At 38.6% G+C, this 16,020-nt stretch carries 15 protein-coding genes and 1 tRNA gene; 5 read left to right on the top strand and 11 right to left on the bottom strand.

Translation table 11 applies throughout. From position 1 onward, the window contains the following. Positions 1–106 precede the first annotated feature (106 nt). From secG to gap, 6 genes are all read right to left on the bottom strand, one after another. Positions 107–343: a preprotein translocase subunit SecG gene (gene secG, locus AC6UD6_RS05830; RefSeq protein WP_500694299.1), complete on the bottom strand. Its 237-nt coding sequence runs from the start codon at positions 341–343 to the stop codon at positions 107–109. Between the two features lie 86 nt (positions 344–429). After that, on the bottom strand, positions 430–1,383 hold the full coding sequence (locus tag AC6UD6_RS05825) for an LPXTG cell wall anchor domain-containing protein (RefSeq protein ID WP_500696019.1): 954 nt from the start codon (positions 1,381–1,383) through the stop codon (positions 430–432). A 102-nt stretch (positions 1,384–1,485) separates the two neighbouring features. After that, positions 1,486–2,805 carry a phosphopyruvate hydratase gene (gene eno, locus AC6UD6_RS05820; protein ID WP_500694297.1) on the bottom strand — a complete coding sequence of 440 codons (1,320 nt, stop codon included), beginning with the start codon at positions 2,803–2,805 and terminating at the stop codon, positions 1,486–1,488. Between the two features lie 86 nt (positions 2,806–2,891). After that, positions 2,892–3,659 (bottom strand): triose-phosphate isomerase, encoded by a 768-nt coding sequence (tpiA, locus tag AC6UD6_RS05815; RefSeq protein WP_500694419.1) that lies wholly within the window; start codon positions 3,657–3,659, stop codon positions 2,892–2,894. Positions 3,660–3,772: 113 nt separating this feature from the next. Further along, entirely contained in the window at positions 3,773–4,990 is a 1,218-nt protein-coding gene (locus AC6UD6_RS05810; protein ID WP_500694296.1) for a phosphoglycerate kinase, read from the bottom strand. An 89-nt stretch (positions 4,991–5,079) separates the two neighbouring features. Then, positions 5,080–6,084: a type I glyceraldehyde-3-phosphate dehydrogenase gene (gap, locus tag AC6UD6_RS05805; protein ID WP_500696018.1), complete on the bottom strand. Its 1,005-nt coding sequence runs from the start codon at positions 6,082–6,084 to the stop codon at positions 5,080–5,082. A 236-nt stretch (positions 6,085–6,320) separates the two neighbouring features. On the opposite strand from gap, the gene AC6UD6_RS05800 reads away from it, so the two are divergent. The 4 genes from AC6UD6_RS05800 (at position 6,321) to clpP (ending at position 9,955) form a co-directional block, all read left to right on the top strand. Further along, positions 6,321–6,392: transfer RNA gene (locus tag AC6UD6_RS05800), tRNA-Arg, on the top strand. A 96-nt stretch (positions 6,393–6,488) separates the two neighbouring features. Continuing rightward, a complete protein-coding gene (locus AC6UD6_RS05795) occupies positions 6,489–7,145 on the top strand; it encodes a helix-turn-helix domain-containing protein (protein WP_500696017.1) in 657 nt (218 codons plus the stop codon). A gap of 201 nt (positions 7,146–7,346) precedes the next feature. After that, the gene (gene asnB, locus AC6UD6_RS05790; RefSeq protein WP_500696016.1) at positions 7,347–9,263 is read left to right on the top strand and encodes an asparagine synthase (glutamine-hydrolyzing); all 1,917 of its coding nucleotides are present in this window, start codon (positions 7,347–7,349) and stop codon (positions 9,261–9,263) included. Positions 9,264–9,361: 98 nt separating this feature from the next. Then, positions 9,362–9,955, top strand: a complete 594-nt coding sequence (gene clpP / locus AC6UD6_RS05785) for an ATP-dependent Clp endopeptidase proteolytic subunit ClpP (RefSeq protein ID WP_500694292.1) — start codon at positions 9,362–9,364, stop codon at positions 9,953–9,955. Positions 9,956–10,022: 67 nt separating this feature from the next. Here the strand turns inward: clpP and whiA are convergent, their stop codons facing one another. From whiA to AC6UD6_RS05765, 4 genes are all read right to left on the bottom strand, one after another. Then, positions 10,023–10,958 carry a DNA-binding protein WhiA gene (gene whiA / locus AC6UD6_RS05780; protein WP_500694291.1) on the bottom strand — a complete coding sequence of 312 codons (936 nt, stop codon included), beginning with the start codon at positions 10,956–10,958 and terminating at the stop codon, positions 10,023–10,025. Positions 10,959–10,969: 11 nt separating this feature from the next. Next, positions 10,970–11,977 carry a gluconeogenesis morphogenetic factor MgfK gene (mgfK, locus tag AC6UD6_RS05775; protein ID WP_500696015.1) on the bottom strand — a complete coding sequence of 336 codons (1,008 nt, stop codon included), beginning with the start codon at positions 11,975–11,977 and terminating at the stop codon, positions 10,970–10,972. Beyond that, positions 11,978–12,859, bottom strand: coding sequence for an RNase adapter RapZ (gene rapZ, locus AC6UD6_RS05770; RefSeq protein WP_500694289.1), 882 nt, complete (start codon positions 12,857–12,859; stop codon positions 11,978–11,980). A 93-nt stretch (positions 12,860–12,952) separates the two neighbouring features. Further along, a complete protein-coding gene (locus AC6UD6_RS05765) occupies positions 12,953–14,296 on the bottom strand; it encodes a glutamate--cysteine ligase (RefSeq protein WP_500696014.1) in 1,344 nt (447 codons plus the stop codon). A 240-nt stretch (positions 14,297–14,536) separates the two neighbouring features. On the opposite strand from AC6UD6_RS05765, the gene AC6UD6_RS05760 reads away from it, so the two are divergent. Then, entirely contained in the window at positions 14,537–15,589 is a 1,053-nt protein-coding gene (locus tag AC6UD6_RS05760; protein WP_500696013.1) for a lactonase family protein, read from the top strand. Between the two features lie 290 nt (positions 15,590–15,879). On the opposite strand, the gene AC6UD6_RS05755 is transcribed toward AC6UD6_RS05760, so the two are convergent. After that, the coding region (locus tag AC6UD6_RS05755; protein ID WP_500696109.1) for an LPXTG cell wall anchor domain-containing protein at positions 15,880–16,020 on the bottom strand (141 nt) is incomplete at its 5' end.

Genomic DNA, 16,020 nt, shown 5'->3' with positions numbered 1-16,020 from the left:
TCTACAATCCAATTGACTTATACGTCAATTATAAATCTCATTCTTTAATAAACGCTAGTAATCCGCTTTAAATGCAAAAACCCCCTGTTTAACAGGAGGTTTTTTATTAATGTGATGAAATCCACATTAGAATTAATGCGATACCAAAGAAAAAGATTCCTAGTACCACAGTCACTTTTTGCATAAATGCCTCAAAGCCCCTCGGCTTGGACTCAGAGGAAGAATCGTTTGCACCACCAGAGAGTGATGACATTGCATCATTATTTTTAGAAGGTTGCATTAAAACTGCACCAATAATGAGAATACTAACGATCCATAATAATATCATCAAAAGATTATTCAAAAAAATGCCTCCTACCCATCAGCTAAACAGGCTTATCAATACTTTAATTAGTTTAGCATAAACTAGGAGTTATTTCCAGTCCATCATTATTTCTCAGTTCGATTGGTCCTAATAAACAAAATCGAACTGAACAGCAAAATTACCATTCCAATCAGTGAAAGAAGTTCGCTGGTGCGTTCCCCGGTTTGAGGTAACCTTTTAGTAGGTTGGCGATTCGTATGGGTTCTGTTTACCCCATGTTTACTTCTTCTCACGTGAACCGTTGCAATTGAATCGTGGTTCGCATCTAGGTACGGAGCGTGATTAGTGAAATTACGTCGATTATACTTGCTCATTCCGTTTTCATTTGGCATTTGAACAGGATGACGCCCAGATCTTTTTTTACCACGTAATAACATTGGATTCATCCCATTTTCAAGTACCTTCTTCGTGGGTTCATACTGATCTTTCTGCTTCTTACTACTCTGACTGATACGTTTTGCCATTGGCTCACTGTGATTACCAACTATTTTTTTATCTGGGGCGATTCTACCTGATTCATGAGGTCGTTTATCTGGCAGATCTTGAGAATGAGCGGGTTTTTTGGTCGGTTCAGCTGGTACGATTGGTTTACGATTATCAGCCGGTTCAACTGGACGATCGTGCTTATGATCATTGGATGGAACTGTTCCACCAGAATCTGGATGATCGTTACTTGGAATTGGTTTAATCGGAATGTGAGGTGACGGAATCGGCAAATCTTCGTCTTTATTGTAGTTAAAAACGACCACGTCACTTCCCACATAGATTGGTGGAATACTTTTATCTAAATGAAACCCAGGAATTAGTGGCGCCTTGATATCAGCTCGATTTTTGACGTTCACTCTGGCAATGTCAAAGGCATACGATGAATCCTTTTCTCCGTCCTTATTTACCCAATGTTTATGAGCAGTAATGGTGTATTCGCTTGCCCTCACATTTGGAGTAAAAATCCTCAATGATAATCCAACTGTAATTGCAATTAATGCTAAAAATAATGAAAATTGTTTTGTAATATTCATGTTTCTCCTCCTCTTTCTGTGATTAAATACGAGGAAGGTTTACGAACTCACGAAATTTATGTATAAAAAAACACCTTCATAACGAAGGTGTTTTTAAATCAATTATTTTTTGATGATTGCTTCTTTTGCTTCTGGACTCAAGTTGTAGAATGAGTTAATTCCCTTGTACACAGCAACTGATCCTAATTGATCTTCAATTCTCATCAATTGATTGTACTTAGCAATTCTTTCACCACGACTCATTGAACCAGTCTTGATTTGACCAGTGTTTAAAGCAACAACTAAGTCTGAAATAGTGGTATCTTCAGTTTCACCAGAACGGTGAGAAATAATTGCAGTGTAACTAGCTTCCTTAGCCATGTTAACGGCATTAACAGTTTCAGTTAAAGTACCGATTTGGTTAAGCTTAATCAAGATTGAGTTAGCAACGTTCATCTTGATACCCTTTGACAAGTACTCAGTGTTAGTAACGAACAAATCATCACCAACGATTTGAACTTTCTTACCTAAGCGCTTAGTAGCCATTTGCCAATCTTCCCATTCGTTTTCATCTAGTGGATCTTCGATTGAAATGATTGGGTATTTTTCAACGATGCTGTCAAGCAAAGTGATGAATTCATCAGCATTGTATGATTTACCGTCACCAACCAAGTTGTACTTCTTAGTGTCGGCATTGTAGAATTCTGAAGCGGCACAGTCAAAGGCAATTGAAATGTCCTTACCTGGCTTGTATCCAGCACGCTTGATTGCTTCAACTAAGATTTCAAATGGCTCTTCGTTATTCTTCAAATCAGGTGCAAATCCACCTTCATCACCAACAGCAGTTGAGTATCCACGTTCTGCTAAGATTGCTTTCAAGTTATGGAATGTTTCTGATCCCATTCGAACAGCTTCTCTAAATGATTTTGCACCAATTGGCATAATCATGAATTCTTGGAAATCAACCTTGTTGTTAGCATGCTTACCACCATTGATAACGTTCATCATTGGAGTTGGAAGAACATGTGCATCGAAACCACCTAAGTAGTTATATAATGGAACGCCAAGTTCGTCAGCTGCAGCTCTAGCAGCAGCAATTGAAACGGCTAAGATTGCGTTAGCACCTAACTTAGCCTTATTTGGAGTGCCATCAAGTTTGATCATAGCTTGGTCAATACCTAATTGATCAGTTACATCGAAACCAACGATTTGTTTGGCAATAATGTTATTAACGTTGCTAACAGCTTTAGTAACACCCTTACCCATATATCTATTTTTGTCTCCGTCACGAAGTTCTACGGCTTCGTGTTCACCAGTTGAGGCACCAGATGGGACGATTCCACGGCCCATTGCACCGTCTTCTGTGTAAACTTCAGCTTCAACAGTTGGATTTCCACGTGAATCCAATACTTCGCGAGCATAAATATCAGAAATAATTGACATGTTATCTCTCCTTAGTGAATTTGTTACCTATATTTAAAGGTCAACTTAATTCTATTAGTTTAGGCTTTAACTTGCAATCATAATAACTAATTATTTTGCAAATCTTGGTAATTCGCAAGCTCCAAAAATTCCTTTGGTTCAAGACTACTTTTACCGGCTAAAATCCCGTCAATATCAATTTGTTTCATAAGCGAGATGATGTTATTTGGGTCCACACTTCCACCATATAAGATTCGAATCTGGTTAGCAATATCATCCGAGTAAATGTCAGCTAAAGTTTGTCTAATTAGGTAACATCCCTCTTCCGCTTCGGTAGTTGAAGCACTATGACCTGTCCCGATTGCCCAACTTGGTTCATAGGCAATAACGACCTTTAAAGCGTCTTTTTCGGAAACACCCTTTAAACCAGCGGTAACCTGGTTAACTACCCAGTGGATTCGATCACCAGTCTCAAGTCGTCCCATCGTTTCATCACAACATAATATCGGCTTCATATTGTTATTTAAAACCGCATGAACCTTCTTATTAATGATGTCATTAGTCTCGTTAAAGTAACGACGTCTTTCAGAATGACCAACGATCACGTACGGGATTCCCATCTGACTGAGAGCTTTAGGACTAACTTCCCCAGTATAAGCACCCTCATTTTTGTAAAAGCAATTTTCAGCTGTTACGTGCAATGGACTCGATCCGTTGGCTTTAAGCATTGATTCAAGAAACAACGGTGAAGCTGCAAGAGCCGTTTCAACGTTTTTAGGATCTGGTATTTTATCTTTGATATCAATCACAAATTGAACTGCTTCATCTAAAGACAAGTTCATTTTCCAGTTCCCACCAATAAAGGGAATACGCATGATACTTCTCCTCTCATAATTCATCTTTACCTACATTTTAGCCGAAAGAGAAGCAATAAGCTAGAAAATTGATACAAACAAAAAAGTCACCGATTAAATCGGTGACTTTTAAATTACTTTTTATCAGAAATTGATGCAATCCCTGGAAGAGTCTTACCTTCAAGATATTCAAGCGAAGCTCCCCCACCAGTTGAGATATGGGTAAGCTTATCAGCCACACCTAATTCCTTAACAGCAGCGGTTGAGTCTCCACCACCAACGATGGTAGTAGCATCAGTTAATGTACCCAAGAATTTACCAATTGCCAAGGTTCCCTTAGCAAACTTAGGAAATTCAAAAACACCCATTGGTCCGTTCCAAACAACGGTCTTGGCGTCCTTTAAAACGTCTTCGAATAATTTAATACTCTTAGGACCAATGTCAAGACCCATCATGCCGTCTGGAATTCCACCATCAACGACTTCAGCCTTTGCATCATTTGAAAACTTGTCGGCTACTACTGAGTCAACAGGTAAGACGATCTTGTCGCCACCTTTTTTAAGGATATCTTTAGCAACATCAATCTTATCTTTTTCAACAAGTGAATTACCAACTGGGATTCCCTTAGCGGCATAGAATGTATAGGTCATTCCACCACCGATAATAATCTTATCAGCCTTGTCCAACAAGTGATCGATCACACCAATTTTGTCAGAAACTTTAGCACCACCAAGAATTGCGATAAATGGATGCTTTGGATTATCAACAGCGTTACCTAAAAACTTAATTTCTTTTTCCATTAAGTATCCGGCAGCAACTGGCTTACCAGCCTTTTCCATTGCTTTAGCGATCCCAACGTTTGAAGCATGTTCTCTATGAGCAGTTCCAAACGCATCATTAATGAATTCATCACCAAGTGAAGCCCAGTATTCCCCTAACTTAGGGTCATTACCAGATTCACGTTTAACATTCTTACCATTAACAACATCTTCATAACGAGTATTTTGTACCAAAAGGACTTGGCCGTCAGACATGTTATCAATTGCCTCTTCAAGCTGCGGACCTTCAGTAACAGGAACAAATGTAACTGGTTTGCCAAGCAATTCAGCTAATTTTTCTGCAACTGGGCGAAGTGATAAACCAGGTTTATCATCTTCTGTTTTAATTCTGCCTAAATGAGAGAATAAGATTGCTTTACCACCATGATCAATTACGTACTTGATTGTTGGAAGAGCAGCAACGATTCTGTTGTCATCACCAATTTTACCGTCCTTAATTGGAACGTTAAAATCAACACGCATCAGAACTTTTTTACCTTGAACATCTAAATCATCAACGATTACTTTTGCCATCGTGATTGCCTCCAGTGTTAGTTATATTTTATAAAGGAAAAGACGGAAGAGATTTCCCTCCTCCGCCTTTTCAAAGTTGCAATCTAAAATTATAGAGTAGCAAATTTCAACAAGGTACGAACCATGTTGCAAGTGAAGCCCCATTCGTTATCGTACCAAGCAACAGTTTTAACTAATTGAGTGTCACCACTTTGGGTGATTTCAGTTTGACCTGGATCAAATACTGATCCGTGTGAGTCATCGATAACGTCGGTTGAAACCATGTAGTCATCAGCGTAACCAAAGGCATCGTTTGCATGACTCTTCATAGCATCGTTAACTTCTTCAGCAGTAACGTTCTTGTCTAAGACAGCTACTAATTCAGTTAATGAACCATCAGCTACGGCAACACGTTGTGCGTGACCTTTAAGGACACCATCAAGTTCTGGAATAACCAAACCGATAGCTTTAGCAGCACCACTTGAGTGAGGTACAGTGTTAATAGCTGCAGCACGGTTGTTTTGTAACTTAGCGCTACGTGGACCATCTTGAAGTGCTTGTGAAGCAGTGTAAGCATGGACAGTAGTCATAGTACCTAACTTAACGCCAAAGTCTTTGTTCAACCAGTAAGCCATAGGTGCTAAACAACTAGTGGTACATGAACCAGCAGAAACGATCTTGTCTTCTGAAGTCAAATCATCCATGTTAACACCGGGAACAACAGTAGTCATTTGACCAGCAGGTGCTGAAATCAAGACACGCTTTGCACCAGCGTCAAGGTGAGCTTGTGCTTTTTCTTTTGATGTGTAGAAGCCGGTACATTCAAGTACGAAGTCAACACCATCATTTTTAACCCAAGGAATGTTCTTTGCGTCACGTTCTGCATAAACTGGGATACGAGTACCGTTAACGATAATTGCATCTTCAGTAGCTGAAACGTCACCGTCAAAGCGACCATGAACTGAGTCATATTTTAGTAGGTAAGCTAACATTGAAGGGGTAGTTAAATCATTAATTGCTACAACTTCGATATCACTTGAATTCAATTCAAGGATACGTCTGAATGCTAGACGACCAATTCTTCCGAAACCATTAAGACCAATTTTTGTAGTCATAATATGCTTCCTCCTTTTGGAATAATCAAATTTTAATACATTCACATCTTAACACTTTTGCCAAATCATGTCAGTGATTAAAAACACCAAATGACAAGCTACAAGCGATAAAATTGTGACAATGAATTCGAAATTCATTACCAGAAATAGTATAGCAAAAACAAACCCCATTTGTAATTAAAAACCATTATTATCTTGAGTTTTTTCCTCTAATCTACTATATTTAATATTGTGTTGCGCGTGTAGTGTAATGGATAGCACGTAAGATTCCGGTTCTTGAGATGACGGTTCGATTCCGTCCATGCGCATAAAGCAGTGAGAGAGTCTCGCTCACTGCTTTTAATTTCTTTCAATTGACCATTACCGTTATAATAGAGGTTAAGTCGAACTGTAGGAACTTATATATGAAATTAAACGCAAACCTTAAAAAATATCGAAAACAAAATCAATTAACTCAAGCAGAAGTTGCCAATAAAATTAACGTTTCAAGAAAAACCATTTCAGCGTGGGAAAATGGTAGAAGTAAACCTGATCAAAATGCGATAAGCAACCTTGCTACCCTTTATCAAGTTCCAGTCAGTAACCTGACCGGTCACAACCCTGAAAATAACCACAAACCAAAATTAAGTTTTAGACAAAAGATGATCCGTATAAAACGGTATGGTTATATCTCAAAGTATGCTTACTTTTTTGAGCTGGTCTTACTCGTAATTGGGATAATATTATTTATTTTGCCCTTTAATTTACGTGACCTTTGGTTAATCCCCCTCTTCGTGATTGACATTTGCATCATTATTCTCTATGAGAAGAACTGGAAAACCATTACACAAGACAAACCTTTAATGAAAAAGGTCGAGATTTTATCTCCGATATTATGGGTAGTAATCTTTATAATTGGTTGTGTTATCAATCTTGATGCCATGCTTAGTCATGATTTAATGATGAAAGTCGGAACCATTATTGGTATAATTATGTTTTCATTTACATTAAGTATTGGCTTGATTCTTGGAATCTTGTTTCCGTTAAAGCGGATGACGGTTAAGCGTTCGTCTAAAAATTAATTAGACAGTTCCGGCTAACAAGGGCTGTTCTGTAAGCAATGTAACCCATAATGTAACCGTTAAATAGACAAATTTATTAATATTTTATTGAGACTAGCCATACATAGCTAGCCTTTTGTGTGCGAACAACTTAAGATAGTTAATGGAGTTTGGTTAGCAGAAATAATCAATTTAATAAGCAATTGAAAAGGAGAGGATACTATGTGTGGATTTACTGGTTATATTAACCAAAATAATATCCCGAAGGATACTATCAAAAGCATGGCTAAAAGAATTAAACACCGTGGACCAGATGATGATGGTTTCTTCCAAAATGATGAAATCTCAATGGGTTTTCGTCGTTTATCAATCATTGACTTAGCCAATGGTCATCAACCAATGTTTGGTGATAATGATACCGACGTTTTAACCTTTAATGGTGAGATTTATAATTATAAAGATTTACAAAAAGAATTAATTGCAGTAGGTCAAAAATTTGATACTGACTGTGATTCAGAAGTTTTAATTCGTGGATACGAAGCATGGGGTCCGAAAAAATTACTTTCAAAGCTTCGCGGAATGTTTGCATTTACAATCTACGATTCAAAGAAACACCAGGTCTTCGGAGCTCGAGACCACTTTGGTATCAAACCACTCTACTACTATGATGATGGAACGAATTTCATGTGGGGATCTGAGATCAAAGCCTTCTTAGCAAACCCTAATTTTAAAAAGGAACTGAATACCAAATTATTACCAGTTCACTTAAGTTTTGAATTCATCCCATCAGCAGAAACAATGTTTAAAAACGTTTATAAGGTGATGCCAGGACAGTATTTCATCTATAAAGATGGTAAAACTACCACTGACACATACTACAAGTACAACTACGATCACATTGATAATTCGCAAACCATTGATGGGGACGCTAAAAAGATCGAAGGATTAGTTGATGACAGTGTTAAGGCGCACATGGCGTCTGACGTTCCTTTGGGTAGTTTTCTATCAAGTGGTGTCGATTCCAGTTATGTGCTAAATGAAGCCGCTAAGATTAAACCTATGCAATCATTTTCACTTGGGTTTAACGGTTCTAAGTACAGTGAATTAAAATGGTCAACTAAGTTTGCAAAAGAAATTGGACAAAAGAACACGGCCACCACAATTGATGGTGAGGATTACTTCGATTTCCTTCCTACTATGATGTACTACATGGACGAACCACTGTCTAATCCTTCTGCTCCACAACTTTACTACCTGTCACATAGTGCTAGAAAAGACCTAATTGTTTCATTATCCGGTGAAGGTGCTGATGAATTCTTTGGCGGATACAATACGTACCTTGAAGCTTTTACCTTTGAGAAGTACCAAAAGATGGTACCAAAGTTTGTTAGAACCGCTCTCGGTAAAATCGCCTCATCACTCCCACGTTTTCACGGTCGTCGTTTCTTAATCCGTGGTGCTCAACCGTTGTATGAACGATACTATCGGGTTAACTACGTGTTTGACGAACACGATCGTGAGCGCGTCTTAAAAGATAAATCACTTAACTTCGATACTGGTCAGTACACTAAGCATATCTTTGATGAAGTGGCTGGCAAGGACGAAGTAACGCAGGAACAGTACTTTGACATTAACACCTGGTTACCCTTTGATATCCTGCAAAAGGCTGACCGGATGAGCATGGCTAACAGTCTTGAAGTTCGAACTCCACTAGTTGACAAAGACGTAGCAGAATTCGCCAAAACGATGCCAACTAAAACTCGAATTTCATTTGATAAAGACGGCAATCCAATCACTAAGGTGGCCTTTCGAAAGGCGGCTTCCTCGCAAGTACCAAAGATCGTTGCCGACAAAGAAAAGCTAGGTTTCCCATCCCCAATCGCACAATGGATCAAAGAACCCAAATACCATGATAAAATCGAAACAGCATTTCATTCCGATATTGCCCAAAAGTTCTTTAATGTGGATGAATTAGACCGCATCCTGAAAGAACACATGGAAGGTAAATCCAGCATGCAAAAGATCTTTACCATCTACACTTTCATTCTTTGGTATGGTGTTTACTTCCCAGAAGACACCAAGATGAACTACAATAAAGAAGTTGATTTACACAAATACTCACGTGAATCAATCGCATAATTATCATCAAGCAAAGTTTTTGACCTTTATTGACCTTTAATGTAGAATGACTTTTATAACTTGATATAATTTGAAATTATCAAAGGAGGAGTATGGATATGAATTTAGTTCCAACTGTCATCGAAAACTCACCACAAGGTGAACGTGCATATGACATTTACTCACGTCTTCTAAAAGACCGAATCATTATGTTATCCGGTGAAATCCAGGATGATATGGCTAACGCAATTATTGCTCAACTATTGTTCTTGGATGCTCAAGACTCTGACAAAGATATCTACTTGTACATCAACTCACCAGGTGGTGTTATCACTTCTGGAATGGCAATCTACGATACGATGAACTTCATCCACGCCGATGTTCAAACCATCGTGATGGGGATGGCAGCATCAATGGCCAGTGTCTTGGCTTCATCTGGTGCCAAAGGGAAGCGCTTTGCATTGCCACATGCTCAAATCATGATTCACCAACCATCTGGTGGTGCTCAAGGTCAACAAACTGAAATCGAAATCGCCGCAAAAGAAATTTTGCGTGCCCGTAAGATGATTAATGAATTACTTGCCGAAAATTCCGGTCAACCCCTTGAAAGAGTTAACCGTGATACTGAACGAGACAATTATCTTACCGCTGACGAAGCAGTTGATTACGGTTTGATTGACGGTATCATGAAAAACAGTTCTGACAAAAAATAATTAGTTCCTGTTTATAACAAAAGCAGCAATTAGAATTATTCTAATTGCTGCTTTTTTGTTCGTTTCATTAGGCATTATCGGAACGTAATTGAGTTGCAAATTCATTAATTTTACGTAACCGATGATTGACTCCAGACTTAGAAATCGGTCCTCCTGGAACCAAATCACCTAACTCCTTTAAACTCACTTCTTGATGCTTCATGCGAACCTCGGCAACGTCTCGAAGCTTTGGTGGCAACTTTTTCAGCCCCACGGTTTCCTTTATAAACTGAATGTTTTCAATTTGCCTAGTTGATGCATTGGCTACCTTGTTCATATTGGCATTTTCACAGTTTACAAGTCGGTTAACGGAATTCCGCATGTCTCTAACAATTCGAATGTCCTCGAATTTTAACATAGAATTAGTGGCCCCAATTAGTTGCAGAAAATCCGCAATCTTTTCAGCTTCTTTCAGATACGCAATACACCCGCTTCGTCTCGTAGTAGTTTTAGCGCCCAAATGATAACGATTCATCATCTCCGCAATCATTTCGTTATGATTCTCATACGTTGAATAAATTTCAAGGTGATACCGAGATGTTTCTGGATTATTAACGGATCCCCCCGCTAGGAATGCACCACGTAAGTAAGAACGAACCTGCCCATCATCTTTAAGTAACTCTAATGGCACCCGTTCAATAATCTTGTTTCCATCCAAAATGCCCAAATCATCCAAGATTGCTCTTACATGATGATTCAAACGCACCACGTATAGATTGTTCTTTTTTAGTTTCATCTTTTTTCGAACCAGAACTTCTCCTTCAACGTGATAAAACTGAAGTAAAAGTTGATACAGTCGTCTAGCAATTGCTGGATTTTCGGACTGAACATCTAACACCAGGTGTTTTTCGGATATTTTAAGTGTTCCATTCATTCGAATTAATGCCATCAGTTCTGCTTTTGCGTTAGCTCGATGGACTTCTAGGTTAGTTAATTCTTTTTTGACGTCACTAGCATATGACATCTAATCATCCCCTACTGGCGAATTTTAGGTTGCCCTAATAAACGAATCAGTTCGTCGGACACTAGTAGTCCATTATGAAAAGCTCCGTGGTCTCTTAATTCAAGAAAATCAGAAGAGATTACCCGACAACCTTGTTTCTTTAAACCCTTAAAATCAGATTTCACTGGTTGAGCTTCATCACCCCAGCGTTGATGATCAATATAACTCGCTGGAACTTTTTTATTGTTAACCAAAACGGTATCGATAAAATTAGTTTTCAAATGACGATTTAAAACCCGGACATGATCAGCGTCAGTGAAATTATCGGTTTCACCCTTCTGAGTCATGATATTACAAATATAAACAACTTCCGCGTCGGTCTCAGTAACCGCTTTGCCAACATTATCAACCATCAGGTTGGGTAAGATACTGGTAAACAAGCTTCCCGGTCCCAAAACAATTTGGTCAGCGTTCATGATCGCATTGATCACACTTGGAACTGCCTCTGGCTTCTTATTGCCATCAGTAGATTCAACCCACACTTTTTTAATCATTTTGTCAGAATTGGTAATTTCAGATTCTCCAGACATGGTCGTCCCGTCGGAAAACTCAGCGTGTAGTTCTAAACTTTCATCACACACCGGATACACATGCCCGTCGACCTTCATAATGTCGGTCAACTTTTGGATGGCATCAAAAAAGCCGCCGCTCATTTCAGAAAGCGCCGCAATTACTAAATTGCCAATGGCATGCCCAGCAAGAAACTTGTCGGAAGATTCAAAGCGATACTGAAAGATATCCAAATCAATCTGAGGCAACGTCGAAAGTGCCACTATAACATTGCGAATATCTCCCGGTGGCAAAACATTAATGTAGTTTCTAAGGATCCCTGATGACCCCCCATCATCAGCCACCGTGACAACAGCGGTAATATCAACATCACGCTTTTTCAAACTTTTTAAAATTACAGGTAAACCGGTTCCTCCTCCAATTACAACCATTTTAGGACGTCCGATTCTTTTACCTACTTTATCAATCATTTATTTAACCCCTTTGTGACGGTTAATGTCTCTATGGGTAACATTAACTGGATATCCAAGTTGATCCTTGATATCCTTAGCCAATCGTTCAACCATTGCAACCGAACGATGTTGACCGCCAGTACAACCGATTGCCATGGTGACAGTCGATTTTCCTTCTTTTTTAAATTTAGGTAACGTAAATTTAACGAGGTCAAAGACTTTTTCATAAAATTCATTAGCTTCATCTTGGTTCATAACGTAGTCATAAACATCTTGATCTTTTCCAGTCTTACTTCTTAACTTAACCACATAAAATGGATTCTTTAAAAAACGCACATCCAAAATAATGTCAGCATCGATTGGAAGCCCATATTTAAATCCAAATGACATTAATTCAACGTGAAATGGCTCTGAATGAGAGAGCTTAAACTTATGAATGATTTCCTCACGTAATTCCTGTGGGGTCAAATCACTTGTATTAATAACAAGATCAGCAGAGTCTTTGACCCTTTTCATTAATTTTCGTTCTTTTTCAATTCCATCAACTACCCGCCCTTTTCGTGCTAAGGGATGGGTTCTCCGGCTTTCTTTATATCGAGACACTAATTTTTCGTCAGAGGCATCGAGAAAAATCACCTGATCCTCAGTGTCTTTGTCGTTAGACATATTAACCAAGGTATCAACAATTTCGTGGTATGAGGCTGGAGCCCTTAAATCAATTACTAAAGCAACCTTCTTAATTTCACTAGAAGTGTGAACCAATTCCATGAACTTCGGAATTAAAGAAGGTGGGATATTATCAACGCAAAAGTATCCTAAATCTTCACATGTTTGCATGGCCAGTGTCTTACCTGCTCCACTCATGCCCGTGATAATCACAAATTGTTCGTTATCTGCCATTTTGATACCTCCAAACTCTTATAAGTATAACATACCGGGTGTGTCATTTATATAGTCTCAAGATGATTCAAAAAGAGAGTTAACGAATACTCATTAAACTCCCTTTTGTTTCTCAATGTATTGATTAACTGTATCTGGTTGAACCCCAGGAAAAGCATCCTCAAGGCTCTGATTTTCATACTCTTTTTTTAGTTGCCCACCGCGCTGAATTCCAAAATTCATTAATGAGCGATTCTCAGCATATTTCATTAGTTTTGCGGATGGTGTCAAGTTTGGATTATCAACCTTATTTCTAGCGGCCTCATTAGCTTGAACTAGCTCTGGTTTTAAATCATTAGGAGCATGTTCAATTAATTCATCAAGCTGATCCAAGACCCGATAAGTCTTACTCTGTAAAGATGGTGGTAACGGAGCAGTTGGATGTTGTAAAGCGACCCGATTATTTTGATCTTTTGCTTCATTTAAACTTTCGTCAGTCCATTTCTGAGGATTAACGATCCCGTCAACTATTATAAGATGGATGAAATTTAAAGTTTTTAAATTAATCTCTAAAAAGTCAAATGGATCAAGATCAAGGGTCCGAAGTTCAAGATAGTCGAATCCCTCTTCCTTAACAGAATTAATCCCATCTTTAGCCTTTAAACGCACCGGACCATAAAACTCGCTCTCGGAAAATAATTTGTGGGAATTAACCTCATGCTGCAAATTGTTTACGTATTGACTCAAACTAGCGTAAGAAACATGGATATTATCCAAGTTTTCGTATCCGTATTGACTGGAACGTAAAGAACGGACTGGGACAATCTTTTTTTCAGCACCGAATAAGTGATCTTCTGGATTTTCTGATAGCGGGCTGGCCCCAAAAAGGTACGTTAAAAGCCAACGATATCCTACCAATTGTTGAGCAATTTGAAACAACAGCTCTGACTGTGCCCTTTTCCGACTATCAATGGAATAATTTCGTTGAAAAATCTCAATAATTTGAGCACTGGGTGAATAGTTAAAATGAATGCCACACATGATTTGACGAAAAATTCCGTAGCGTCTCACGAGCCATTTGCGATAATCATCCATCCAAAAACGCTTAAACGTCTTTCTTACAAAATTAACATCATCTTCATCAAGTTTGGGTGGCATCGACATCGGCCAAATAATCTCACTTGGTTCTAGTGTTCCATGAAGAATAGACTGAAGTGATCGCATTTGTAGGAGCACTCCTTTGGTGGTCGTGTGTTTATCCGTAACTAATTCTTCCATACACTCAGCAAAGTCAGTCTGAAAGTGTGTTTTCCCTCGTCGATCACCTAGTTCACGTCTGTGAGCATAGCGAGAGAGACTGTCACGATTCAGATCAACCCGTTCCTCCTCGATCTCGATGCCAAACGAACCAGCAAAAAGTTCGTTTGGTGAGTTAACAAATTTTGCTTTGCTTCCCATTTTCATCCCTCCAAACCTGTTGATAATTTCACGAGTAGTTGATAGGTGAAATTTCCAATAGTTTACACCGCTCACGTGACACGTCAATAGGATTTACTAAACTAATTTCATTTCCGTCCCGATTACTACTTTTGACATTGATAAAATTTGGAATTTGAAGAAATAAAAACACATTTCGACTGCAAAAGGATCACTTTTGTGGCAAAATGAAACTGTATATATTAGGAGGGAATTGAGATCATGATTGAAAAATATTTAATTGGAACTTACACCATTAATGCTAGCCAGGGGATCTACCAAATCGAGTTAGATACCGACAAAAAAAGATTACAAAACACTCAATTAGTAGCCGAGATTGGTAGTCCTACATATCTTGCTGAGTCAAAAGCCCACAAGATCTACGCCGTTGATCGTAATATGGACGAACCAGAACTCCGTGGTGGAGTGGCAACTTTCGATGGTAAAACCATCCCAGCTAAAGAAATGCAGGAATGCATCGAAAAAGGTACTTCAGCCGCCTTTGTTTCCATTGACGAAAGACGCCAATTTGTCTTTACCGCCAACTACCACATGGGACACGCCAGCGTTTACAAAATCCAAGAAGATGGCACTTTAAAGCTTACCGATCGTGCCCAAGATAATGGAATTCCTGGGCCACTTCCTGAGCAGGCCGACGGACCACACCCTCATTATGCCAATCTAACTCCTGATAATCGACTGGTAGTGTGTGACCTTGGTCTTGACCGCGTCTACCTCTATGATGTTTCTGATCAAGGTAAATTAAACTTAGTCAGCGAAGTCAACGCTCACCCTGGCTTTGGACCACGAAACATTACTTTTGTTCCAGGAACTGGCAAGGGTTACCTTGTTGGTGAACTAAGCAGTAAAGTTGCTGTGATTGACTACAACGAAGAGGCTGGATTATTCACGGTTCAACAAATTGTTTCAACCATTCCTGACGATTGGGAAAGTCACAACGGTGCTGCTGGAATCAAAGTTTCAAAGGACAACCGCTTTGTCTATGTCTCAAACCGTGGTAACGATTCAATTGCGGTATTTAAGATTAAACCAAATGGTGATTTAAAACGAATTCAATTGATTTCAAGTGAAGGTGAGTTCCCTCGCGACTTTAACTTTAGTGCCGATGAATCAATGTTTATCGTTGCTAACCAAAACAGTGACAATGCTACTCTTTACTCACGAGACGCCGATACCGGAAAATTAACTTTGATTCAAAAAGATTTCGAAGTTCCTGAAGGTACCTGTGTGGTTCGACGTAAAAACGTTGACTAATAATTTGTCATTAAAAAACATTTTATTAATTTATGAAGTGCTCTGTAATTTTTAGACATTAATAGGCTCCAAAATGGTTAGGTAAAAACTAACTGATTTGGAGCTTTTTATTATGACTAAATATTTTTTTAACATTAAAGCAAACATTTCAGGTAAGAAAAAAAGACTCACACAGATTAAATATCGGTATGAGTCCTTGAAAGTATGAATTTATAAAAAGGCTAACACCCAAAATGGATGTTAGCCTTTAAACTTATTAATCTCGCTTAATCTTTAAATCACAAATTGACTTACTTGGTTTCTTTTCGGTCTTTAAACCATTTTCCTAAGCCAAAGAAGCTGAGAAGTGACAGAAGCATGGTTCCGATCAGGCTTAAGAAGCTATCAGAACTTTGACCAGTTTGTGGTAACGTCGTCTTCTTTTCAGACTT

The sequence above is a fragment of the Fructilactobacillus sp. X8R2C1 genome (assembly GCF_059900955.1).
Note: the sequence above shows the minus strand (reverse complement) of the source record. Positions and strands in the feature narration are given on the sequence as shown.